Source organism: Streptomyces sp. NPDC104309 (assembly GCF_055584025.1).
Window position 1 is genome coordinate 356,567 of sequence record NZ_JBVJMV010000004.1, and the last position, 23,202, is coordinate 379,768.

General features: G+C 71.8%; 21 protein-coding genes. 9 read left to right on the top strand and 12 right to left on the bottom strand.

The genetic code is table 11. The features are described 5' to 3' along the window. Positions 1-160: 160 nt before the first annotated feature. The 4 genes from ACZ68L_RS07945 to ACZ68L_RS07960 all read right to left on the bottom strand — a co-directional run bounded on the left by ACZ68L_RS07945 (position 161) and on the right by ACZ68L_RS07960 (position 4,671). Positions 161-1,321 (bottom strand): GGDEF domain-containing protein, encoded by a 1,161-nt coding sequence (locus tag ACZ68L_RS07945; RefSeq protein WP_469575043.1) that lies wholly within the window; start codon positions 1,319-1,321, stop codon positions 161-163. 85 nt (positions 1,322-1,406) lie between these two features. Further along, positions 1,407-2,219 (bottom strand): enoyl-CoA hydratase/isomerase family protein, encoded by an 813-nt coding sequence (locus ACZ68L_RS07950; protein ID WP_469575045.1) that lies wholly within the window; start codon positions 2,217-2,219, stop codon positions 1,407-1,409. A 75-nt stretch (positions 2,220-2,294) separates the two neighbouring features. Next, the gene (locus ACZ68L_RS07955; protein ID WP_469575048.1) at positions 2,295-3,470 is read right to left on the bottom strand and encodes an adenylate/guanylate cyclase domain-containing protein; all 1,176 of its coding nucleotides are present in this window, start codon (positions 3,468-3,470) and stop codon (positions 2,295-2,297) included. 334 nt (positions 3,471-3,804) lie between these two features. Further along, on the bottom strand, positions 3,805-4,671 hold the full coding sequence (locus ACZ68L_RS07960; protein ID WP_469575050.1) for a biotin--[acetyl-CoA-carboxylase] ligase: 867 nt from the start codon (positions 4,669-4,671) through the stop codon (positions 3,805-3,807). Between the two features lie 133 nt (positions 4,672-4,804). Here ACZ68L_RS07960 and ACZ68L_RS07965 point away from each other — a divergent pair, with 133 nt between their 5' ends. The 4 genes from ACZ68L_RS07965 (at position 4,805) to ACZ68L_RS07980 (ending at position 7,575) form a co-directional block, all read left to right on the top strand. Further along, positions 4,805-6,397, top strand: a complete 1,593-nt coding sequence (locus ACZ68L_RS07965) for an acyl-CoA carboxylase subunit beta (RefSeq protein WP_469575052.1) — start codon at positions 4,805-4,807, stop codon at positions 6,395-6,397. Between the two features lie 14 nt (positions 6,398-6,411). After that, on the top strand, positions 6,412-6,621 hold the full coding sequence (locus ACZ68L_RS07970) for an acyl-CoA carboxylase epsilon subunit (protein WP_469575054.1): 210 nt from the start codon (positions 6,412-6,414) through the stop codon (positions 6,619-6,621). 195 nt (positions 6,622-6,816) lie between these two features. Further along, a complete protein-coding gene (gene mmpB, locus ACZ68L_RS07975) occupies positions 6,817-6,945 on the top strand; it encodes a morphogenic membrane protein MmpB (RefSeq protein WP_093900106.1) in 129 nt (42 codons plus the stop codon). A 12-nt stretch (positions 6,946-6,957) separates the two neighbouring features. Continuing rightward, complete coding sequence (locus tag ACZ68L_RS07980) at positions 6,958-7,575, top strand: nucleoside triphosphate pyrophosphatase (protein WP_451369708.1); 618 nt, start codon at positions 6,958-6,960, stop codon at positions 7,573-7,575. 224 nt (positions 7,576-7,799) lie between these two features. Here the strand turns inward: ACZ68L_RS07980 and ACZ68L_RS07985 are convergent, their stop codons facing one another. Next, the gene (locus ACZ68L_RS07985; RefSeq protein WP_469575058.1) at positions 7,800-8,255 is read right to left on the bottom strand and encodes a hypothetical protein; all 456 of its coding nucleotides are present in this window, start codon (positions 8,253-8,255) and stop codon (positions 7,800-7,802) included. Positions 8,256-8,665: 410 nt separating this feature from the next. Here ACZ68L_RS07985 and ACZ68L_RS07990 point away from each other — a divergent pair, with 410 nt between their 5' ends. Further along, complete coding sequence (locus ACZ68L_RS07990; protein WP_469575060.1) at positions 8,666-10,420, top strand: acetyl/propionyl/methylcrotonyl-CoA carboxylase subunit alpha; 1,755 nt, start codon at positions 8,666-8,668, stop codon at positions 10,418-10,420. 396 nt (positions 10,421-10,816) lie between these two features. Beyond that, the gene (locus tag ACZ68L_RS07995; RefSeq protein ID WP_469575062.1) at positions 10,817-11,416 is read left to right on the top strand and encodes a TetR/AcrR family transcriptional regulator; all 600 of its coding nucleotides are present in this window, start codon (positions 10,817-10,819) and stop codon (positions 11,414-11,416) included. Between the two features lie 181 nt (positions 11,417-11,597). Here ACZ68L_RS07995 and ACZ68L_RS08000 read toward each other — a convergent pair whose 3' ends face one another. Then, positions 11,598-12,572, bottom strand: coding sequence for a DeoR/GlpR family DNA-binding transcription regulator (locus ACZ68L_RS08000; RefSeq protein ID WP_469575064.1), 975 nt, complete (start codon positions 12,570-12,572; stop codon positions 11,598-11,600). 186 nt (positions 12,573-12,758) lie between these two features. Beyond that, positions 12,759-14,198 carry an NAD(P)H-quinone dehydrogenase gene (locus ACZ68L_RS08005; RefSeq protein WP_469575298.1) on the bottom strand — a complete coding sequence of 480 codons (1,440 nt, stop codon included), beginning with the start codon at positions 14,196-14,198 and terminating at the stop codon, positions 12,759-12,761. Between the two features lie 248 nt (positions 14,199-14,446). On the opposite strand from ACZ68L_RS08005, the gene ACZ68L_RS08010 reads away from it, so the two are divergent. The 3 genes from ACZ68L_RS08010 (at position 14,447) to ACZ68L_RS08020 (ending at position 17,794) form a co-directional block, all read left to right on the top strand. Further along, entirely contained in the window at positions 14,447-14,884 is a 438-nt protein-coding gene (locus ACZ68L_RS08010) for a gamma-glutamylcyclotransferase family protein (protein ID WP_351082125.1), read from the top strand. Between the two features lie 277 nt (positions 14,885-15,161). Further along, a complete protein-coding gene (locus tag ACZ68L_RS08015; RefSeq protein WP_469575068.1) occupies positions 15,162-15,986 on the top strand; it encodes a purine-nucleoside phosphorylase in 825 nt (274 codons plus the stop codon). 167 nt (positions 15,987-16,153) lie between these two features. Next, a complete protein-coding gene (locus tag ACZ68L_RS08020; RefSeq protein WP_469575070.1) occupies positions 16,154-17,794 on the top strand; it encodes a phospho-sugar mutase in 1,641 nt (546 codons plus the stop codon). 311 nt (positions 17,795-18,105) lie between these two features. Here the strand turns inward: ACZ68L_RS08020 and ACZ68L_RS08025 are convergent, their stop codons facing one another. The 5 genes from ACZ68L_RS08025 to ACZ68L_RS08045 form a co-directional block, all read right to left on the bottom strand. Next, complete coding sequence (locus ACZ68L_RS08025) at positions 18,106-19,284, bottom strand: cation diffusion facilitator family transporter (protein WP_469575073.1); 1,179 nt, start codon at positions 19,282-19,284, stop codon at positions 18,106-18,108. Positions 19,285-19,475: 191 nt separating this feature from the next. Further along, on the bottom strand, positions 19,476-20,672 hold the full coding sequence (locus ACZ68L_RS08030; protein WP_469575075.1) for an ABC transporter permease: 1,197 nt from the start codon (positions 20,670-20,672) through the stop codon (positions 19,476-19,478). Next, positions 20,669-21,388, bottom strand: coding sequence for an ABC transporter ATP-binding protein (locus tag ACZ68L_RS08035; protein WP_469575078.1), 720 nt, complete (start codon positions 21,386-21,388; stop codon positions 20,669-20,671). The genes ACZ68L_RS08030 and ACZ68L_RS08035 overlap by 4 nt, the downstream gene beginning before the upstream one ends. Further along, entirely contained in the window at positions 21,385-22,464 is a 1,080-nt protein-coding gene (locus ACZ68L_RS08040) for a peptidoglycan-binding protein (RefSeq protein ID WP_469575080.1), read from the bottom strand. Before ACZ68L_RS08040 ends, ACZ68L_RS08035 begins: the two co-directional genes overlap by 4 nt. Next, positions 22,461-23,117, bottom strand: a complete 657-nt coding sequence (locus tag ACZ68L_RS08045) for a hypothetical protein (protein WP_469575083.1) — start codon at positions 23,115-23,117, stop codon at positions 22,461-22,463. The genes ACZ68L_RS08040 and ACZ68L_RS08045 overlap by 4 nt, the downstream gene beginning before the upstream one ends. Positions 23,118-23,202: the final 85 nt, after the last annotated feature.

Consider the following 23,202-nt stretch of genomic DNA (forward strand, 5'->3'; position numbering starts at 1 on the left):
GTCGTCAGTCGCCGACGCTCCTTCCCCAAGCTCTCGGCTGCGTTCGAGCAGGGGAGGCCCCATCCGACTCCCTCCTCCGCCTTGGATTCGAAGGCCCCGGACACCGCTCCTTCTCCCACTGCCAATCGTGGGCGAGGCCGCTACCGATCCGGTCACACGGTCAGGGACGGCTGCCACGCAGGTGGCGGCGGTCGTGCGGGGACCTGGGCGGCGCGTCGGCCAGCCGGATCACCTCCCCGTCACGCCCCGCCACCACCGGCTCCGTGGAGCGGGCCGCCTTCGCCCGGTACTGGGCCGCGTCCGCCAGCCGGAAGAGCCGTCGCGCCGACACCACCGGGCCGATCGGATCACCGGTCGAGGCGAGCCCGCACGCCACCCCGTCACCGAGCTCCAACTCGGCCGCCCGCTCGCAGAGTTCGGCGGCCACCCGGATCACCTCGTCCGCTTCGGGGCCCACCGCGAGCAGACAGAACTCATCGCCGCCGAGCCGGGCCGCGAGCGCTCCGGGCAGCATGGCGCCGCAGCGGGACAGTACCGAGCCGAAACGTTCCAGCAGGCGGTCCCCGACGGCATGACCATGAGTGTCGTTGACCCGCTTCAGTCCGTTGAGGTCGCAGACGACCAGACTGACCACCGCCCCGTCCGCCCGGTGCTGCTCCACCGCCTCGTCGAGCCGCACGTCGACGGCACGACGGTTGGCCAGCCCGGTCAGCGGATCGGTGAAGGCGAGCTTGCGGACCTCTTCGAGCCGTTCGGTCTGGGAGATCCCGGCGGCGACGACCGCGGCCAGCACGGTCGCGAAGTCCGCGTCCTCCCGGCCGAACACCGGCTGCCCCACCGGGCGGGCCACATACAGCTCGCCCCAGGCCCGCCCGTGCAGCACGATCGGCGCGACCACGCAGCAGCCGCGCCCGCGCCGGCGCAGGGCCGCCACCCGCTGCTCGCAGTACCCGCGCCCGTACCCCCGCACCCCCGCGCACGGCGTCCCGTCCGCCGGACCGTCGGCGGTCTCCACCCAGGCGTCCGGCTCACCGCCACCGGCCCACCGTTCGTGCAGGAACTCGGTGATCTCCGGGAACTGGTACACCGGATACGTCTCCTCCTCGGGGAACTCCTCCTCCCCCTCGGCCCGTTCGCCGGCGTTCACCAGAACGCGCAGCCGCCCGCGCCCCCGCTCCCAGACGGAGAGCGCGGCGAAGCTGCCACCCAACGCCTCGCACGCCCCCAGCGCAGCCGCTCGCCACGACCCCCGCGGGGTGTGCGCCGCCGCCATCGTCTGCGCGAGCGAAACCACGGCCCGCAGCCGCACATCATCACCCATCGCTACAGCTTATGTAGTTTTGTGGTGATTTGATCAGTTTGCGACGTCGATCGCGTTCGCTGCGTGTCTCCTTGAACACGCAACGTCACTCACCGGGCCAGTTCGGCTTCCTCTTCTCGTTGAACGCGGCCACTCCCTCGGCCCGGTCGCCGGAGAAGGCCACCGACCGCCAGGCGGCGTCCTCGACTTCGAGACCGGCCCGCAGATCGAGGCCGTGCCCCAGGCGCAGCGCGCGCTTGGCAGCCCGCAGCCCCACCGGGGAGTTGGCGGCGATCCGCCCCGCGAGCGCCAGCGCGGTCTCCCGGTCCCGTCCCGCCTCCACCAGCTCGTCGACCAGCCCCGTCTCACGCGCCTCGGCCGCGTCCACCCGCCGCGCCGTGAAGACCAGCTCGGCGGCGCGCGCCGCACCGATCCGCCGCGGCAGCAACTGCGTGCCGCCGCCGCCCGGGATGACACCGACCGACACCTCGGGCAGCCCCACCACGGCCGTGCGGTCGGCGACGATCAGGTCGCAGGACAGGGCCAGCTCGAATCCACCACCGAGTGCGAAGCCGTGCACGGCCGCGATGGTCGGCATCGGCAGTTCCAGTACGCCGGTGTACGCGGCACGGGCCGTCGGGCGCTGACGCAGCAGCTCGGCGTCGGTGAAGGAGTTGCGCTCCTTCAGGTCCGCGCCCACGCAGAAGGCCCGTTCATGGCTGGACGTGAGGACGGCGACCCGTACGCCCGGGTCGGCGGCGAGCGCGGCACAGGCCGCGTTGATCGAGCGGGCCATGTCCGTGGACACCGCATTCATCGCTCCCGGCCGGTCGAGGACCAGCTCGGCGACGTGTTCCTGCCCCTCGTGGACCCGTACGACGACGAATTCCCCGAACCGCTGCTCGGACGTGACGGTCATGACTGGCACCCCTCCGGTTAACGATCGTTACCGGAGGGATCCTATGGGGCTCCCCGGACAGCGGTCCGGGCGCGTTCAGGCCCGGGACGTGCCCCGGCGCGCCAACAGCCAGGGCTCCACCACGCCGAGGCCGCGCACCGGACGCTGCCACATCGGCTGCAGCCCGTAGCGGTACTTGGGCAGGGACGGCTCCATGCCGTCCCGGCGCTCCTTCTCGGCCGCGGCGGCCTCCTCCGCCGCCTGCGCCTCGGAGACCGGCGCGTCGCCGGTACGGGTCAGCTCCTCCGCGAACGCCCCGTCCACCAGCACGGCGTCCTTGGGGGCTATCGAGGTCAGCCGGCTCGCGAGGTTCACCGTCGTACCGAAGACATCGCCCATTCGGGTGGTGACCGTGCCGAACGCGATGCCGACCCGCAGCGCCGGCATGGTCTCGTCCTGGGTCATCGCCTCGATCAGACGCAGCGCGATCTCGGCCGCGGTGCCCGCGTCGTCGGCGGCGAAGAGGACCTCGTCGCCGAGGGTCTTGATGAGCCGGCCGCCGTGGGCGGCGACCAGGTCGGCCGAGGTGGTCTCGAACGCCTCGACCAGCTCGCCCAGCTCCTCCTCCTCCAGCCGCCGGGTCAGCCGGGTGAATCCGACGAGGTCGGCGAAGCCGACGGCCAGGCGCCGGTCGACCATCTCCTCGTCGTCGGCGGCCTGCACGACCCGGCCGGTGGCGGCGGCGAGCTGGCGCCGCCACACATACACCAGGAACTCCTCCAGCTCCGGCAGGAGCAGCTCCACCAGCGGGTACGTGACCTCGGTGCGGGTCATTCCGGGCTCGGGCGGTTCGGTCAGCCCCTCCAGGAAGGAATCGATCTGCCATTCCGCCAGCCGGGCGGTGGTCTGCCCGGTGGACCGCGCCACCTGGATGGCCATCGGCTCGCTGAGCAGCCCCGCCTCGACGAGTCCCGCGAGCCGGCGCAGCGCCAGCACATCGGCCTCGGTGAGCGCCCTGGCCTGCCCGATGTCGGCGAAGCCCATGGCCCGCCAGAACCGGGAGGCAAGGTCCATCGAGACACCGGCGGTACGGGCCGCCTGGAACGGCGTGTAGCGACGGTCGGCGCCCAGGATCAGCTGTTCCAGCCGAATCGCGAGGGGGTCGTCGGTCGGTTCCGCCGTATGGTCGACTTCGTGATGCGGTGTCGGGTGGACCGAGGGTTCCGACGGGGGCTCCGCGCCCGCACCGGAGGTCGTGTCGTCGACGGTCACCAGCCGCCTCCTGCCCGTTCCCTGCGCACTGCCCTGCCGATCTGTCGGTGGATCGCCTCAACGATACGGCAGGTGTGCCGTGGCTCACGTCCCTATGGCCTCCGGGAATGTTCCTGGGTGAGCCAGGGGGCGTGGGTGGTTGCCGCCGGTGGGGGGTTTCCAGGAGGGCAAGGCCTCATGCCCCCGGTACGTGTTCCGGTGCGCCGGGTGCAGAGGCCGGAAGCAGACACACCCCGGCGGCCCACGCCCCGGCCCGGTACGTGTCCCGAAAACCCCGTACACACTCCAGAAGGCGGCAGGAAGCGGGCACGCCGCACCGCCCCGGCCCGCTTCCTCAGACCAGGCCGCCGCCGATGCCCCGCAGGTGCACGATGTCGCCCGCCGAGACGGGTTCCTGGAGACCGTCGTCGGTGGCCAGGATCAGGCGGCCGTCGCCGTCGATCGCCACGGCCTCGCCGGTGAGCGTGCGGTCGCCGGGCAGTTGGGCCCGTACCGTGCGGCCGAGGGTCGCGCAGCCCGCCGCGTACGCCTCCTGCAGTCCGCTCGCCGCCGCGTCGCCCTCCGCCGCGCGCCACTGGCCGTACCAATGCTCCAGTGAGCGCAGTACGCCGCGCAGCAGCGTCTCCCGGTCGGTGGAGACCGCTCCGGCCAGGGCCAGCGAGCCGGCCGTGGCGGCGGGGAGTTCATCGGCGCGCAGGGACACGTTGAGGCCCATGCCGACGACGACGCCGTTCCCGGCGCGCTCGGCCAGGATGCCGCCCGCCTTGCGCTCCTCTCCCGCCACCGTGACGAGCAGGTCGTTGGGCCACTTCAGGGCCGTGTCCACGCCCGCCGCGCGGGCCAGACCCGTCGCCGTCGCGACGCCGGTCAGCAACGGCAGCCAGCCCCACCGCCGGACCGGGACGTCACCGGGCGTCAGGAAGACGGAGAAGAACAGGCCCGAGCGGGCCGGGGCCGTCCAGGCGCGGTCGAGGCGCCCGCGGCCCGCGGTCTGCTCCTCGGCGACCAGCACGGCGCCTTCGCCGAGACCCGCCGCCGCCCGTCCGACGAGGTCGGAGTTGGTGGACCCGGTGGTCTCCACGACGTCGAGCGAGGTCCACAGGCCGCCCGGCCGCAGCAGCCCGCGGCGCAGCGCGGGGACGTTGAGGGGCGGCCGGTCCAGGTCCGACCAGCGGCTGTGAGGCGCATCCGAAGGTGTCATGCAAGCCAGACTAGGTGTGGCAAACGACGCACCGCCGAACCGTATCCGCGCCGATACCCTACGGATCAGTAGGTGTTCAGTACCTGATCAGCAGCACAGTCGTCCCCGTGACCAGGCAGGGAGCCGCCACCCGATGTCCGAGCCGGAAGAGATCGACATCCACACCACCGCGGGCAAGATCGCGGACCTGCAGCACCGCATCGACGAAGCGACGCACGCGGGGTCCGAGCGCGCGGTCGAGAAGCAGCACGCGAAGGGCAAACTGACCGCCCGCGAGCGGATCGACCTCCTGCTGGACGAGGGTTCCTTCGTGGAGCTCGACGAGTTCGCCCGGCACCGCTCCACCAACTTCGGCATCGAGAAGAACCGCCCGTACGGGGACGGCGTCGTCACCGGCTACGGCACGGTCGACGGCCGCCCCGTCTGCGTGTATTCGCAGGACTTCACCATCTTCGGCGGATCGCTCGGCGAGGTCTACGGTGAGAAGATCGTCAAGGTGATGGACTTCGCGCTGAAGACCGGCTGCCCGATCATCGGCATCAACGACGGCGGCGGTGCCCGTATCCAGGAAGGCGTGGCGGCGCTCGGCCTGTTCGCCGAGATCTTCCGCCGCAATGTGCACGCCTCGGGTGTCGTCCCGCAGATCTCGCTGATCGTCGGACCGTGCGCGGGCGGCGCGGTCTACTCCCCCGCGATCACCGACTTCACCGTCATGGTCGACCAGACCTCGCACATGTTCATCACCGGACCCGACGTCATCAAGACCGTCACCGGCGAGGACGTCGGTTTCGAGGAACTCGGCGGCGCCCGCACCCACAACACCACCTCCGGGGTGGCGCATCACATGGCGGGCGACGAGAAGGACGCCATCGAGTACGTCAAGTCGCTGCTGTCGTACCTCCCTTCGAACAACCTCTCCGAAGCACCGGCCTTCCCGGAGGAGGCGGACCTCGCCACGACCGACGAGGACCGCGAGCTCGACACCCTCATCCCGGACTCGGCGAACCAGCCGTACGACATGCACGCCGCCATCGAGCACGTGCTGGACGACGGCGAGTTCCTGGAGACCCAGGCCCTGTTCGCCCCGAACATCCTCACCGGCTTCGGGCGCGTCGAGGGCTATCCGGTCGGCATCGTCGCCAACCAGCCGATGCAGTTCGCCGGCTGCCTGGACATCAACGCGAGCGAGAAGGCGGCACGGTTCGTCCGTACCTGCGACGCCTTCAACGTGCCCGTCCTGACCTTCGTCGACGTCCCCGGCTTCCTGCCCGGCGTCGACCAGGAGTACGGCGGCATCATCCGCCGCGGCGCCAAGCTGATCTACGCGTACGCGGAGGCGACGGTCCCGCTGATCACGGTGATCACCCGTAAGGCGTTCGGCGGCGCGTACGACGTCATGGGCTCCAAGCACCTGGGCGCCGACATCAACCTCGCCTGGCCAACCGCGCAGATCGCCGTGATGGGCGCGCAGGGCGCGGTGAACATCCTGCACCGCCGCACCATCGCCGCCGTCACGGACCCGGCCGAGGCGGAAGCCAAGCGCGCCGAGCTGATCGCGGACTACGAGGACACCCTGCTCAACCCGTACGTGGCGGCCGAGCGCGGCTACGTCGACGCGGTGATCATGCCGTCCGACACCCGCGCCCACATCGTGAAGGCGCTGCGCCAGCTGCGCACCAAGCGGGAGTCGCTGCCCCCGAAGAAGCACGGCAACATCCCCCTCTAGAAAGGGTCCTGGCCATGATCAAGGTCGTACGGGGCAACCCGACCCCTGAGGAGCTGGCTGCCGCGCTGGCGGTGGTCCGGGCACGCGCCGGGGTACCGATGTCCGAGGTGCCCTCCGGCGCTCCGGCGCTGCCCGGTCAGTGGTCCGACCCGGGACGCATCGCCCGGCGCGCACGCCATCTGCCGGGGCCGCGGGCCTGGGCGCGGACGTACTGGCCCGGCTAGGTCTTTCGTCCGGATTGCCCGGAACCCCTCTCCCTCGCGCACCGGGCCTTTACCCGTCCGCAGGCGTTTTCGGAGGTCCGGGCCCCTTCGGGTCCGGACCTCGGTGCGTACGGGCGCGATCTGGCCCGTACGCACCAGGGCGGCTGAGTACCCGTACTCAGGCGCGTCGTCCGGCCCCGCACCAGGATCGGTCCCATGCTGTGGTCCGACCCGGAGAACAAGCCGCCGAAGGAACTGCGCGACGCCCAGGACATGATGCGGCGCGCGGGGCTGGTGCTCGCGCTCGCGATGGTGGTCGCGATGTTCGTGCTCGGGACACGGTGAGGGGCTTCTACGATGGCGCGTATGACTGATCAGCGCCGTCTCGTGCTCGCCTCCGCCTCCCCCGCCCGTCTCGGCCTTCTGCGGCAGGCCGGATTCGCACCCGAGGTGATCGTCAGCGGGGTGGACGAGGACGCGCTGAGCGCCCCGACACCGGCCGAGCTGGCGCTCGTGCTCGCCGAGGCCAAGGCCGCCGCGGTGGCCGGCCGGCCCGAGGCGGCGGGTGCCCTGGTCATCGGGTGCGACTCGGTGCTCGAACTCGACGGCGAGGCGCTCGGCAAGCCGGCCGACGGCGAGGAGGCCATCGCCCGCTGGAAGTCCATGCGCGGCCGGGCCGGGGTGCTGCGGACCGGCCACAGCGTGATCGACACCGCGACCGGCCGTACGGCCTCGGCGACCGCGTCCACGACCGTCCGCTTCGGCGAACCGACGGACGCCGAGATCGCCGCCTACGTGGCCACGGGCGAGCCGCTCCACGTCGCGGGCGCCTTCACGCTGGACGGCCGCTCGGCACCGTTCGTCGACTCCATCGAGGGCGACCACGGCAATGTCATCGGGCTCTCGCTGCCGCTGCTGCGCCGGCTGCTGGGTGAGCTGGGGATCTCCGTCACCGAGCTGTGGGTCCGCGGCTGAGCCGGACCGGCCACCCCGCCGGACCGTCCGGTTCGGCCGTTCGAGTCGGGCCGACCGGGCCGGACCGTTCGGACCCGTCGGTCCGGTTCGGCCGTTCGAGTCGGGTTCCAGTCGTCGATCGCGTCAAGGAGGACCGGACGCTGGTCCGCGGCGTGCGGGCGGTCGGCTGACGACCGTTCGGACCAGTCCGTCCGGGTCGGGCCATGCGGGTCGGGCCGTGCGGGTCAGACGGGAGCCGGAGCGTTCGGCCCGGCGTCCTCGGCGGGCCGGCCGGTCCCGGGCTCGGGCCCGTACGCCACCAGCGCCAGCACGATCAGCCCGAGCACCACCATCAGGCACGCGAACGCGGCCCAGCCGACCAGCCCCACGGTCAGCGCGCCCAGCACCCCGTGCACCACGGCGCAGGTGATGAGGGCGATGCGGCCGACGCGGCCGGGTGCCCGGTCGCGGATGCCGGTCAGCAGGAGGACCAGCCCGCACAGCAGCAGATACAGCCCGAAGACACCGCCCATCGCCCAGGTGCCGTTGACCATGGCGGCGGGTTCCAGCCCGGCCAGCGACATGTCCTGGTTCTTGACGACCGTCGCCAGGATGCCGTTGACGACCACGATGCCCACGGCCTCCACGAACAGCACGATCGCCGCCACGAACGCCACCGGTCTGCGCACCACGGTGATCACCCCCTGTTACCTGCAGTACGTGCGATAGCGCGGACCCTACTAATGGGTAACGCCCGGGACAAGGGCCCCGGCATCCTTCGCCTCCGCCAGACACTCCTGACGCGTACCTGTGCGCTTCCCCCGCGCCCCCCTTGTCGCGCCCTCGTGCGTCGGGCAAAGAATCGTTCGCCCATTAGTGGGGACTCGACAAAGAAACGCCGGACTGGGCTGCTTGCACGAACAGAGACCTGGACCACACCTCGTGGCTACTGTGCGGTCATGAATCCGGGCGTACCGTGGTGCCACAAGGGATTTCGCGACTTGAGCAAGCCTCGAATCACACTCCGTGTGGGCAAGCTCACCAGTGGGGACGGGTCGTAGGACCGTGTCGGTAGTCCCTAAACTCAGCTTGTTTCAAGGAGGGAGCCATCGTGCGCAAGGTGCTCATCGCCAACCGTGGCGAAATTGCTGTCCGTGTTGCTCGGGCATGCCGGGATGCCGGGATCGGGAGCGTGGCCGTCTACGCCGACCCGGACCGCGACGCTCTGCATGTACGCGCGGCCGACGAGGCATTCGCCCTGGGCGGTGACACCCCGGCCGCCAGCTATCTGGACATGGCCAAGGTGCTCCAGGCTGCCAAGGACTCCGGGGCGGACGCGATCCACCCGGGCTACGGCTTCCTGTCGGAGAACGCCGAGTTCGCCCAGGCCGTGCTGGACGCGGGTCTGACCTGGATCGGCCCGCCGCCGCAGGCGATCCGGGACCTCGGCGACAAGGTCGCCGCCCGGCACATCGCACAGCGTGCCGGTGCCCCGCTGGTGGCCGGCACTCCGGAGCCGGTCGAGGGCTCCGCCGAGGTCGTGGCGTTCGCCGAGCAGCACGGGCTGCCGATCGCGATCAAGGCCGCCTTCGGTGGTGGCGGTCGCGGGCTGAAGGTCGCGCGCACACTGGAGGAGATCCCGGAGCTGTACGACTCCGCGGTCCGTGAGGCCGTGGCGGCGTTCGGCCGTGGGGAGTGCTTCGTGGAGCGCTACCTCGACAAGCCGCGCCACGTCGAGACGCAGTGCCTGGCCGACAGCCACGGCAACGTCGTCGTCGTCTCCACCCGTGACTGCTCGCTCCAGCGCCGCCACCAGAAGCTGGTCGAGGAGGCCCCCGCGCCGTTCCTCTCCGAGGCGCAGAACGCGGAGCTGTACGCGGCGTCGAAGGCCATCCTCAAGGAGGCCGGTTACGTCGGTGCGGGCACCGTGGAGTTCCTCGTCGGCACGGACGGCACCATCTCGTTCCTGGAGGTCAACACCCGGCTCCAGGTCGAGCACCCGGTCACCGAGGAGGTCACCGGCCTCGACCTCGTCCGCGAGATGTTCCGCATCGCCGACGGCGAGGAGCTCGGCTACGACGACCCCGCCCTGCGCGGGCACTCCTTCGAGTTCCGGATCAACGGCGAGGACCCGGGCCGCGGCTTCCTGCCCGCCCCGGGCACCGTCACCGTCTTCTCCCCGCCGACCGGCCCCGGTGTCCGCCTCGACGCGGGCGTGGAGTCCGGTTCCGTCATCGGGCCCGCCTGGGACTCGCTCCTGGCGAAGCTCATCGTGACCGGCGCGACCCGTGAGCAGGCGCTGCAGCGGGCGGCACGCGCGCTGGCCGAGTTCAATGTCGAGGGCATGGCCACCGCCATCACGTTCCACCGTGCGGTCGTCGCCGACCCGGCGTTCACCAGCAACCCGTTCCGGGTCCACACCCGCTGGATCGAGACCGAGTTCGTCAACGACATCAAGCCCTTCACCGCCACCGCCGATGTGGAGGCGGAGGAGGAGACCGGTCGCGAGACCGTCGTCGTCGAGGTCGGCGGCAAGCGTCTTGAGGTCTCGCTGCCCTCGTCGCTGGGGATGAGCCTGGCCCGTACCGGACTCGCGGCGGGCGCCAAGCCCAAGCGCCGGGCGGCGAAGAAGTCCGGCTCCGCGGTCTCCGGCGACACACTGGCGTCCCCGATGCAGGGCACCATCGTCAAGGTGGCCGTCGAGGAGGGCCAGCAGGTCCAGGAGGGCGACCTGGTCGTCGTCCTGGAGGCCATGAAGATGGAGCAGCCGCTCAACGCGCACCGTGCCGGCACCATCAAGGGACTCGCCGCCGAGGTCGGCAGCTCGATCTCGTCCGGCGCCGTGATCTGCGAGATCAAGGACTGACCCACGGGGTCGGCCTGTCCTCGCGCCGGGGCCCCTGCGGAGTCGTACGACTCGGCAGGGGCCCCGGCCGTTGGCCGTCGGCGCCGTGCCACTCCTCGACGAGCGACGCAGCGGACGGTGCGGCGGGCGTCCTCGCGGCGAGCAGCAGGACCGGGGTCAGCCCCGGAAAGCCACGCGCGGCGGCGGTCGATGGGATCTCTCAGCCGGCCTCCGACGAGCATCGGCCCGCCGAAGGCGAGGGTGTACGCGTTGAGCACCCGGGCCGGACCGGCCGGCATGGCGGTCCCGCCTCCGGGGGACGCCAAAGCGGAGATTACCTCCGAAACAATCCGGAGGCTTCCTCCCGATACGCGATGGCATCCTGGACCCCGGGGCGGAAAAAGGGAGGACTGCGCAATGGCGATGAGCACGGCACAGACATCGGCCCGGCCCATGCGGGCCGACGCGCGCCGCAATTACGACCGGCTGCTGGGCGAGGCCCGTACCGCCTTCGCGGAACACGGCACCGACGCGTCCTTGGAGGACATCGCGCGACGCGCGGGCGTCGGGATCGGCACGCTGTACCGGCACTTCCCGAACCGGCACGCGCTGATGAACGCCGTCTTCCAGGAGGCCCTGACCTCCCTGATCAACCGGTCCCGGGAGCTCGCGGGGGCACAGCAGCCGTGCCGGGGCCTGGTGGAGTGGCTGGGCGCGATCATCACCCACGCGGGCGAGTACCGCGGGCTCGCCCAGGCGCTCATGTCGACGTCACGGGACGAGACCTCGGCGCTGTCGCAGTGCAATGTGCCGCTGCGCGAAGCGGGAGCGGTGCTGCTGGAGCGGGCCCAGGCGAGCCGGGCCGTGCGGGCGGACGTGTCCATAGACGACCTGATGCAGCTGACGAACGCGATCGCGCTGGCCGCGGAACAGTCTCCGGACGACACGGAGTTGGCGAGCCGACTGCTGATGCTTACCTTGCAGGGACTGAAGGGGCCGAACGCGGAGGCGAATTGAGGGGCGGGTGTGGGCGTCGCGGGGCCGCGGTGCGGGGCTCGTCCCTCCGCCCGCCCCTGCCCGTGACCGGTGGCGCCGCCCCGGGTCCCCCGGTCATCGACCGCCGGAAAGGCTTGATTCCGCCGGGTGCGGTGCGGAACGGGCGCGCGGCTGACGAACCGCACCCGCACCGCACCGCTCGCTACCGGCGCCGCAGATCCGCCACTCTCGCCCGGTCTCCCTGGCCCTGTTCCGCCAGGACCCCCGCGCTGCGCAACTGCTGCGGGCCCGGCCCCCCGGGGCCGCCTCCGCGCGTACGGCGCTGACCGGGCAGCGGCATGTCACGGCGGGCCTGACGGCCCGGGGGAAGGGCTTCGGCCGGTGCGGGGCCACTGCCCGCGCCGGCCACCGCGATCTGCACCCCCTGATCCGCCAAGGCCTGCAGTTCGGTGGCGGCACGGTCGTCGTGGCCGGGCGGCTCGTCCGTCACCAGGCGGGTGATCAGATCCGTCGGCACCGTCTGGAACATGGTGTCGGAGCCGAGCTTGGTGTGGTCCGCCAGGACCACCACCTCCGCCGCAGCCTGCACCAGGGCCCGGTCCACGCTCGCCGAGAGCATGTTGGACGTGGAGAGGCCGCGCTCCGCCGTGAGCCCGCTCCCGGAGAGGAACGCGCGCGAGACCCGCAGCCCCTGGAGGGACTGCTCGGCACCGCTGCCCACCAGGGCGTAGTTGGAGCCGCGCAGCGTTCCGCCGGTCATCACCACTTCCACCCGGTTGGCATGGGCCAACGCCTGGGCGACCAGCAGGGAGTTGGTGACGACGGTCAGACCGGGGACCCGCGCGAGCCGGCGGGCCAGCTCCTGCGTGGTCGTACCGGCACCGACGACGATGGCCTCGCCCTCTTCGACGAGACCGGCGGCCAGGTCGGCGATGGCGGTCTTCTCCGCGGTCGCGAGATGGGATTTCTGCGGAAAGCCGGACTCCCGCGTAAAACCGCCCGGCAAGACCGCACCGCCGTGCCGGCGGTCGAGGAGTCCTTCTGCCTCCAGTGCCCGCACGTCCCGCCGTACGGTCACTTCGGAGGTCTGGACGACGCGGGCGAGCTCACGGAGCGATACCGCCCCGTTGGCACGCACCATTTCGAGGATCAACTGACGACGTTCTGCAGCGAACACGAAACTGACAGTAACGTGACCGCCCGAGTGTTTTCAGCAGTTTGCGCCGAATAAGAGAAGTTGCGCATACAAGGGGCCGCCAAGTGGTAGAGGCGGCCCCCTTGTTGTTCCGTACTGATCGCCCGACGGTCCTCCGGTCACCCGACTTGCCGGGAGTTGCCGGGGATTGCCTGGCTCCGAAGCCTCTTACGCCTCGCCCGCGAGCTTGCGGGTGTGCAACTGACGGGCCACTTCCGCGATCGATCCCGACAGCGACGGGTACACGGTGAAAGCGTTTGCGATCTGTTCGACCGTCAAATTGTTGTCGACCGCGAGCGAGATCGGGTGAATCAACTCGCTCGCCCGCGGCGCGACGACGCAGCCGCCGACCACGATCCCGGTGCCGGGCCGGCAGAAGATCTTGACGAAGCCGTCACGGATGCCCTGCATCTTGGCGCGCGGGTTGCGCAGCAGCGGCAGCTTGACCACCCGGGCGTCGATCCGGCCGGCGTCGACGTCGGCCTGGCTGTAGCCGACGGTGGCGATCTCGGGGTCGGTGAAGACGTTCGAGGAGACCGTCTTCAGATTCAGCGGCGCCACCGCGTCGCCCAGGAAGTGGTACATCGCGATCCGGCCCTGCATGGCGGCGACCGAGGCGAGGGCGAAGATCCCGGTGACGTCACCGGCCGCGTAGACGCCCGGGGCGCTGGTGCGGGAGACCTTGTCGGTCCAGATGTGGCCGGACTCCTTGAGCCGGACCCCGGCCTCCTCCAGGCCCATGCCCGCGCTGTTCGGGATCGCGCCGACCGCCATCAGGCAGTGCGAACCGGAGATGACCCGGCCGTCTGCGAGGGTGACCTCGACCCGGTCGCCGACCCGCTTGGCCGCCTGGGCGCGGGAGCGGGCCATGACGTTCATGCCGCGGCGGCGGAAGACGTCCTCCAGCACGGCGGCCGCGTCCGGGTCCTCGCCCGGCAGCACCCGGTCGCGGGACGAGACGAGGGTGACGCGCGAGCCGAGCGCCTGGTAGGCGCCCGCGAACTCGGCGCCCGTCACGCCGGAGCCGACCACGATGAGCTCCTCGGGGAGCTCGTCGAGGTCGTAGACCTGGGTCCAGTTCAGGATGCGCTCGCCGTCGGGGAGCGCATCCGGAATCTCCCGGGGGTGGCCGCCGGTCGCGATCAGCACGGCGTCGGCGGTGAGCGCCTCCTCCGTGCCGTCGGCGGCGGTCACGACGACCTGGCGGGAGCCGTCGGCGGCCTGGAGGCCTTCGAGACGGCCCCGGCCCCGCATCACGCGCGCCCCCGCACGGGTGACGGAGGCGGTGATGTCGTGGGACTGGGCGAGCGCCAGGCGCTTCACCCGCCGGTTGACCTTGCCGAGATCGACACCGACGACGCGGGCCGCCTGCTCGATGGGCGGGGTGTCGTCCGCGACGATGATGCCCAACTCCTCGTACGAAGAGTCGAAGGTGGTCATCACCTCGGCCGTCGCGATCAGGGTCTTCGAGGGCACGCAGTCGGTGAGCACGGACGCGCCGCCGAGGCCGTCGCAGTCGACGACGGTCACCTCCGCGCCGAGCTGGGCGCCCACCAGCGCCGCCTCGTACCCGCCGGGTCCGCCGCCGATGATCACGATCCGGGTCACGAAAAGTCCGCCTCGCATGTGTCATCCCGCGGCCGTCCGCTACCGCGGCCGGGGGTCCGGGGGGTCGCCCCGGGGAATGCAGTACGTACTTCATTGTCCCGCACGCGCCAAGGTCCTTCGTCCCGGGGCCCTCCATACGTGCGCCGGGGCGTGCTCGACGGGGGTCCGGGACGGGAAACGGAACCCCGTACGGGGTCTTCCTCACAGGAATCGACGTTCTCCCCATCACCTCCCGTACCCTCGGACCCATGTCGCTCTACGCCGCGTACGCCGGCAACCTCGACGCGCGGCTGATGACGCGCCGCGCACCGCATTCCCCGCTGCGCGGCACCGGCTGGCTCAACGGCTGGCGGCTGACCTTCGGCGGGGAGCAGATGGGCTGGGAAGGCGCGCTCGCCACAGTCGTGGAGGCCCCCCGTTCCCAGGTCTTCGTGGCGCTGTACGACATCGCGCCGATGGACGAGGACTCCATGGACCGGTGGGAGGGTGTCGGTCTGGACATCTACCGGCGGATGCGGGTGCGCGTGCACACCCTGGACGGCGAGGAGCCGGCCTGGATGTACGTGCTGAACGGGTACGAGGGCGGGCTGCCGTCCGCGCGCTATCTGGGCGAGATCGCGGATGCCGCGGAGTCCGCGGGCGCGCCGCACGACTATGTGATGGAACTGCGCAAGCGACCCTGCTGACCCCGCCGGCCCAGGTCCTGTCCCGTCGATCTTCGTGGATCGGCCCGGGGCGTCCGGTGCGGTGCATCGCAAGGCGGAGGATCGCCCTCGTACTGGTACGTACTTGGGCGACTCCGACAACGCGGCGAGGTGCTGTGCCAGGCGTTCCGGGCCCGCGAAGATCGGCAGGACAGGGCCTGGCGGACCAGGGCTTTTGTGTGAATGTACGAGGAAGCGCACACAGACTCTGCGCATGAGCATCTACGCGCGTAGGGAATCACCGGTTACCCTCATCCGCGTGAACGCATCAGTTATTCCGGACAACATCCAGGGCGACCCGTACGCCGCCGCCGACGACGCCGCCGCCCGCCTGCGCGAGCTGACCGGCGCCGAGACCCACGACGTCGCGCTCGTGATGGGTTCCGGCTGGGCACCCGCGGTCGATGCGCTCGGCACCCCGGAGGCCGAGTTCCCGGTGACCGACCTGCCCGGCTTCCCGGCGCCCGCCGTGCAGGGCCACGGCGGCACGATCCGCTCGTACCGGATCGGCGAGAAGCGTGCCCTGGTCTTCCTCGGCCGGACGCACTTCTACGAGGGCCGCGGCGTCGCCGCCGTCGCCCACGGGGTGCGCACCGCCGTCGCCGCGGGCTGCAAGACCGTCGTCCTGACGAACGGCTGCGGCGGTCTGCGCGAGGGCATGCGCCCCGGCCAGCCGGTCCTGATCAGCGACCACATCAACCTGACCGCGGCCTCCCCCATCGTCGGCGCCAACTTCGTCGACCTGACCGACCTGTACTCGCCGCGGCTGCGCGCGCTGTGCAAGGAGGTCGACGAGACCCTCGAAGAGGGTGTGTACGTGCAGTTCCCCGGCCCGCACTACGAGACCCCCGCAGAGATCAACATGGTCCGCGTCATGGGCGGCGACCTGGTCGGCATGTCCACCGTGCTGGAGGCGATCGCCGCACGGGAGGCGGGGGCCGAGGTGCTGGGCATCTCCCTGGTCACCAACCTGGCGGCGGGCCTGAGCGGCGAGCCGCTCAACCATGAAGAGGTGCTGCAGGCCGGGCGCGATTCGGCCACGCGGATGGGGGCGTTGCTGGCACGGGTGCTCGAACGGATCTGAGCGGATCCGGCGGTGCCGGGGGTGGGGTGCGATGCGGGTGCGATGCGCCCGCGGCGGGCCCGTCCCCTGCCCCCGACCGGGGACGCCGCCCCGGACGCCCGCTCCTCGAACGCCGGTGGGGCTCGACAGTGACGAGCCCCGCCCCACCCCGCAGAAAGGCGGACACCGTGCAGCAGGACCTCATCGCGCAGGCCAGGACGTGGCTCGCGGAGGACCCCGATCCCGAGACCCGCGACGAGCTCGCCAAGCTCATCGCCGCCGAGGACCTCGACGAGCTCGCCGCACGGTTCGCCGGCACGCTGCAGTTCGGCACGGCCGGACTCCGCGGCGAGCTGGGCGCCGGGCCGATGCGGATGAACCGCTCGGTCGTCATCCGCGCCGCGGCCGGGCTCGCCGCCTTCCTGAAGGCCGGGGGGCAGGGCGGCGGACTCGTCGTCATCGGGTACGACGCCCGCTACAAGTCGGCCGACTTCGCCCGCGACACCGCGGCCGTGATGACCGGTGCGGGCCTGCGCGCGGCGGTGCTCCCCCGCCCGCTGCCCACGCCCGTGCTGGCGTACGCCGTGCGGCACCTGGGCGCCGTCGCGGGCGTCGAGGTGACCGCCAGTCACAACCCGCCCCGCGACAACGGCTACAAGGTCTATCTCGGCGACGGCTCCCAGATCGTCCCCCCGGCGGACGGCGAGATCGCCGCCGCCATCGCCGCGGTCGGCCCGCTCGACGGCGTGGCCCGCCCCGACGACGGCTGGGAGGTCCTCGGCGAAGAGGTCCTGGACGCCTACCTGGCCCGTACGGACACCGTGCTCGCCGCCGGATCGCCGCGTACCGCCCGCGTCGTGTACACGGCGATGCACGGAGTCGGTACGTCCGTGCTGACGGCCGCCTTCGACCGCGCCGGATTCCCCGCCCCGGTGCTCGTCGCCGAGCAGGCCGAGCCCGACCCGGCGTTCCCCACCGTCGCCTTCCCCAACCCGGAAGAGCCCGGCGCGATGGACCTCGCCTTCGCCACCGCGCGCCGCACGGACCCCGACATCGTCATCGCCAACGACCCGGACGCCGACCGCTGCGCCGTCGCCGTCCCGGACCCGGCCGCCGACGGTGGCTGGCGGATGCTCCGCGGCGACGAGGTCGGCGCGCTGCTCGCCGCCCATCTGGTGGACCGCGGCGCGACCGGTGTCCTCGCCGAGTCGATCGTGTCCTCCTCGCTGCTCGGCCGGATCGCCGAGAAGGCGGGCCTCGGGTACGAGGAGACCCTCACCGGCTTCAAGTGGATCGCCCGCGTGGAGGGTCTGCGGTACGGGTACGAGGAGGCGCTCGGCTACTGCGTCGACCCGGACGGCGTGCGTGACAAGGACGGCATCACGGCCGCGCTCCTGGTCGCCGAACTCGCCTCCGTACTCAAGGAGCGGGGGCGCACACTCCTCGATCTCCTCGACGACATCGCGGTCACCCACGGGCTGCACGCCACCGACCAGCTGTCGGTCCGGGTGGAGGATCTGTCGGTCATCGCGGACGCCATGCGGCGGCTGCGCGAGCAGCCTCCGGCCGCGCTCGCCGGACTCGCCGTCACCTCGGCCGAGGATCTGTCCCGGGGCACCGGGCAGCTGCCGCCCACCGACGGGCTGCGCTACCGGCTCCAGGGCGCCCGGGTGATCGTCCGCCCGAGCGGCACCGAGCCGAAGCTCAAGTGCTACCTGGAGGTCGTGGTGCCGGTCGGTTCGGTGGAAGAGCTGCCCGCGGCCCGTGCGAAGGGCGCCCAGCTGCTCGCCGGGATCAAGCGGGACCTGGCGGCGGCAGCCGGGATCTGACACCGCGCCACCACGTCGGCCGGGCCCGGGACCTGCACGAGGTCCGGGCCCGGTCGGCGTATGGGTCCGGAACCGGGTCCTGTGACCCTCTCGGGATCGCTTCTTCCGCTTCTGTGCCGCCCACGGCGGACGGGGGTCGGTCGAGCGGGTCGCGCAGGGGGCTCACAGGCATGCGGACGAAGAGCGGGCACCGAAGAAGGACGGACCGGGGGCAGACCGGCGTCGCATACCTCGCTCTCTCATCACCCTGGTGACGCTGCTGGTCGGCGCCATCGTGACCACGACCATCCCGACCGGGCTGAACGACGGGTTCAGAACCGCCCTGTGCCGGCTGGTGCAGGGCGCCGGGGGCGGTGGCCCCCCGGCCGCTCGGCGTGGTGGGTGAGGGCCGCGTGCGGGTCCCTGCTGCCGATGGGGGCGTGGTCGGTATGGACGGTCGCGGCGGTCAGCCGGGGAATCGCGTGGATCAGGGCATGCTCGGCGTCGACGGCCAACTCATGCGCCTGGACGACGGTCAGGCGTGGACCGACCACGATGTCGGCCTCGGCGCGCAGGACATGGCCGATCCACCGCATCCGCACCTGCCCGATGTCCAGGACCCCCTCCACACCGCGCAGCGCGCGCTCCGCGGCTTCGACGAAGGCGGGGTCGACCGAGTCCATCAGACGCCGGCAGACCTCGCGGGCCGCGTCCTTGAGAACCAGCAGGATGGCGAGAGTGATCAGCAGACCGACGACCGGGTCCGCCGCCTGGAGCCCGAGGGCGGCACCGCCGGCCCCCAGGAGGACGGCGAGCGAGGTGAAACCGTCGGTACGGGCGTGCAGGCCGTCGGCGACCAGCGCGGCGGAGCCGATCCTGCGGCCGGTCCGGATGCGGTAGCGGGCGACCCACTCATTGCCGACGAACCCGGTCAGGGCAGCCGCGGAGACCGCCCACAGGTGGGTCATGTCACGGGGGTTGAGCAGCCGGTCGACGGCCACCCAGGCGGCCAGGGCCGCGGACGCGGCGATGGTCGCCACGATGAGAACGCCGGCCAGGTCCTCGGCGCGGCCGTAGCCGTAGGTGTAGCGGCGGTTCGCCGCCCGCCGCCCGAGCACGAAAGCGATGCCGAGCGGGACGGCGGTCAGTGCGTCGGCGGCGTTGTGGATCGTGTCGCCGAGCAGCGCCACCGAGCCGGACAGGGCGACGATCACGGCCTGGACGACGGCGGTCGCCCCCAGGACCGCCAGGGAGATCCACAGCGTGCGCATCCCCTCTCGGGAGGTCTCCATCACCGCGTCGACCTTGTCACCGGCCTCATGACTGTGCGGCATGAGCACATGGGCGAGCCGGTGCCACAGCCGCGTGGGCAGCGCGCCTCCCGCCTCGTGCCGGTGCTCGGCGCCGCTGTTCGGCAGCGCGCCTCCCGCCCCCTGCCGGTGCTCGGCGCCGGTGTGACGGGGCGCGTGATGGTGGTGGTCGTGTGCGTGGGTGTGCCGATTGCCCTCCATGACCTCACCGTGGCACAGGGAGGTGATTGCGGCTACAGCCGTCATACGCCCTGTGACCAGGTGCGATGCTCTCGCATGTGCGGCTCGGGAGCATGTGGCACGCCGCCCCGGGTCAACGGCCGCGCTTCCGGCGTGGAGCCCGTGGGGCGTACGGGGCGCCGCCCCAGGACGGCGTCCCGTACGCAGCCGCCTCATGTCGCGTTCAGAGCGACCGTCGGGTGGAGACGGGAGGCGCGGATCGCCGGATAGAGACCGGCGATCACGCCGATCAGGAAGGTGGCGGCCAGGCCGCCCGCCAGGGACCAGGGCGGGACCACCGCCGTCCAGCCCTGGACCCGCGCGAAGCCGAACGTCGCCGCCGCGCCCAGCAGCGCGCCCGTCGCTCCGCCCAGGGCCGACAGCAGCAGCGACTCGGTCAGGAACTGGAGCCGGATCGCGTTGCGGGTCGCGCCCAGCGAGCGGCGCAGGCCGATCTCCTGGCGGCGTTCCAGGACGGAGATGACCATCGTGTTGGCGACGCCCACCCCGCCGACCAGGAGGGCCACCGCGCCCAGGCCGAGCATCAGGGTTGTCAGGCCCTTGTCGGTGGCGGCCTTGGCGGCCAGCGCGTCCGAGGGGCGGGAGACCCTGACGCTCGCCTCGTTGCCGGGGCTGATGGTACGGGCCAGGATCGCCCGTACGTCCTCCACCGAGGCATCCGTGGAGCGCTCGAAGACCGTGGTGGGGTGGCCGTCGAAGGCGAAGTAGCGCTCGGCGGCGGGGAATCCGACCATGGCCACCCGGTCCAGGGTGGGGACCAGTTCGAGCGGCTTGAGGATGCCGACGACGACCACACGGGTGTCGTTCATCATGATCGTCTCGCCGGTGCGGGTGATGCCGAGGCGCTGCGCCGCCACCGCGCCGAGGACCGTCACGGGGAGGCGTTCGTCGGCCGGATCCAGCCAGGCGCCCTTGTCGACCTCGCCGCCGAGCGTGGACAGCAGGTCGAGGCGGGCCGCCTGGGTGGTGACGCCGGCGGTGCGCTCCTCGGGGACCACGTCGCTGCGGCGGATGCGGGCGTCGATGTCGGCGGTGGCCGTGGCGTGCCGCACCGGGCCGACGCGCTCGACCATCGCGACCGCGTTCCTGGGGAGTTTGACCGGCTTCCCCATCGGGTCCTCGCTCGCCTCGGCGGTGAGGAGGTTGGTGCCGAGGCGGTCGAGCTGGGCCATCAGGCCCGCGCGGCTGGACTCGGACAGACCGACGACCGCGACCATGGTCGCGATGCCGATGGCGATGCCGAGCGCCGAGAGCACCACGCGCGCACGGCGGGCGCGCAGGCCGACCGCACCGACGCGGAGGATGTCGCGGGGGGAGAGACGGGCGGGTTTGAGGCCGTTGCTGTTCATGGGCCGGCCTCTTCCGTGCGGGAGGCGGGGCGCGCTCCGGACCGCGAGTCCGAGACGATCTCGCCGTCCTTGAAGCGGACCCGGCGCGGCAGCGAGTCCGCGATCCCGTTGTCGTGGGTGATCACGCAGATGGTGGTGCCGGACGCGTTCAGCTCGTGCAGCAGCTCCATGACGATCTGCCCGGACGCGGTGTCCAGTGCCCCGGTCGGTTCGTCCGCCAGCAGCAGCCGGGGCTCTCCCACCAGGGCGCGGGCGATGGCCACGCGCTGCTTCTCGCCGCCGGACAGCTCGTTCGGCGTGTGCGAGCAGCGGTGCTCCAGCCGCACCTCGGCCAGCGCTTCCCGCGCACGCGCACGCCGTTCCTTCAGCGGAACGCCCGCGTACAGCAGCCCGTCGGCGACGTTGTCCACCGCGTCGCGCCCCGCCGCCAGGTGGAAGTGCTGGAAGACGAAGCCGATGTGGCGGGCGCGCAGCGCGGAGAGCCGGGAGTCGGAGAGCCGGGACACGTCGTACCCGGCGACCCGGACGGTGCCCGTGGTGGGTTTGTCGAGGGTGCCTATGACGTTGAGCATGGTGGACTTGCCGGAGCCGGACGGGCCGACGACGGCGAGCAGTTCGCCCGCTTCGACGGTGAGGTTCACTCCGCGCAGGGCGTGGACGCCGCCGGGGTACGACTTGGTGGCGTCCCGCAGTTCGATCACCGGGGCCGACGTCATGACTTCGCCACTCCGACCTTCATGCCCTCGCGCAGGTCCGGGCCGCTGACCTCGATCTGTCCGTCGGCGGTCATGCCCGTCTCCACCCGCACCATCCTTGAGGTGCTGCCCTGGACGACCTGGAGGCCGTAGCCGCCGTTCTCGCCGCGCAGGGCGACGACCGCCTCGACGGGAACCGCGAGGACGCCCCGGTGCGCCTCGCTGACGAACTTCACGCTCGCCGACGCCTTGGCGTCCTCGCCGGACGCGGCGCCCGCGCCGCCGTCCAGGACGACCTCGACGGTGATGCCGTCCTGGGCGCCCGCTCCGCCCCCGGACGCGGGCTCCTCGGGGCGCACCGTCCCGGCGACCTTGCCGGCCGCGGTCCGCCCGCTCGGCAGGGTGACCTCGACCTTGGTGTTCCTGGAAACGAGCGCGCCGTCGGTCTGGTCCAGTTCCGCCCGTACGACGGGCTTGGTGGAGGCGATCGTCAGGACCGGGGTGTCCGGCCCGACGTGGTCGGCGAGCGCCGCGTCGACGGCGACGACCTTGACCTGGCCGGGCTGGAAGACGACATCGCCCCTGCCGACCCTGCCGGTGGTCTCGCGGTTCAGGGACTTCTGCCAGAGCTTGACGGCGGCCTCGGTGTCCTTGTCGTACCAGATGTCGACGTACAGCTTCGACCCGTACCCCAAGTCGCGCAGATTGCGCTCCAGTTGGAGTACGTCGCTGCCGCGGTCGCCCACCTTCATCCCGCGGAACATCGGGACCGGCCCGTAGAGGAGGGTGACGGGCTTGTCGTTCAGCTCGTACAGCGCCTGCCCCATGGTCACCGTCCTGCCTTCGGAAGCGGCCACCGTGACGGTGCCCTCGACGGCGGACTTGACGGGGCGGCGCTGCGCGAAGTCGAGCCTGCCGTCGACCGTCTTGGACTGCACGAGGTCGGTGCGTACGACGGTCGCGGTGGCGGGCGGCAGGTCGCCGCCCTTCCCGGAGGCGCCCGCGTCGCCGCCGTCGCCGAGGAACAGGACGCCCCCGGTGACGGCGGCGGCGACGGTCACCGCGCCGAGCGTGAGAAACGCGGTGCGGTGCTTCACTGCATGCCGTCCAGGCCGTCGAGCAGCTTCGTCCGGCACGCCTCGCGGGCCTGCTTGTACGCGGGTGAGTCCAGGTCGATGGACGGGGACCCCGGGTTCGGGTCGCCGCCGGGGATCGCGTTGCCGCCGCTCATGGTCGGGTTGGTGAACTTGGAGACGCCGTGGTCCCGCATGCACTTGGCGTGCGCGAGCATCGACTCGTAGGACTTCTGCTGGTCGCGCTTGGGCTCGGCCGCCATCACGGCCTGCAGTTCGGGCAGGCAGACGTTGTTCTTGCCGGCCTTGATGCCGTCGTTGCGGCCGGGCTGGGAGCCGATCTCGTTGATCTTCGTCCAGTCGAGGTATCCGCTGAGTCCGGGGTCGGGGTATTCCTTGTAGCCGCCCTTGGCACGCATGCACTGGACGAACTTCATCTGTGCGTCGTAGAAGGCGCTCTTGCCCGCGGGCCCGGTGCTCGGTTCGCTCTCGCCCTTCGTGGCGCTCGCGGTCGGCGCGTCCGGTATGTCGGCGATCGCCTCGTCCTTCTTCTTCTCCCCGCCGGCGCTGCCGTCATCGCCGCCGCACGCGACGCAGAGGGCGAGTACGGGCACGGCCACGAGGGTGGCCACGCGCAGCCGGGCGGTGGCGCGGGGGTTCGTCCTGAGGAAGCTCATGCACTGCACGCTCGCCGCCGCGGATGATGGCCCGTCCATGGCCACATGATGAGAACGTAACAATGCCCCCGACCTGCGCGTCCGC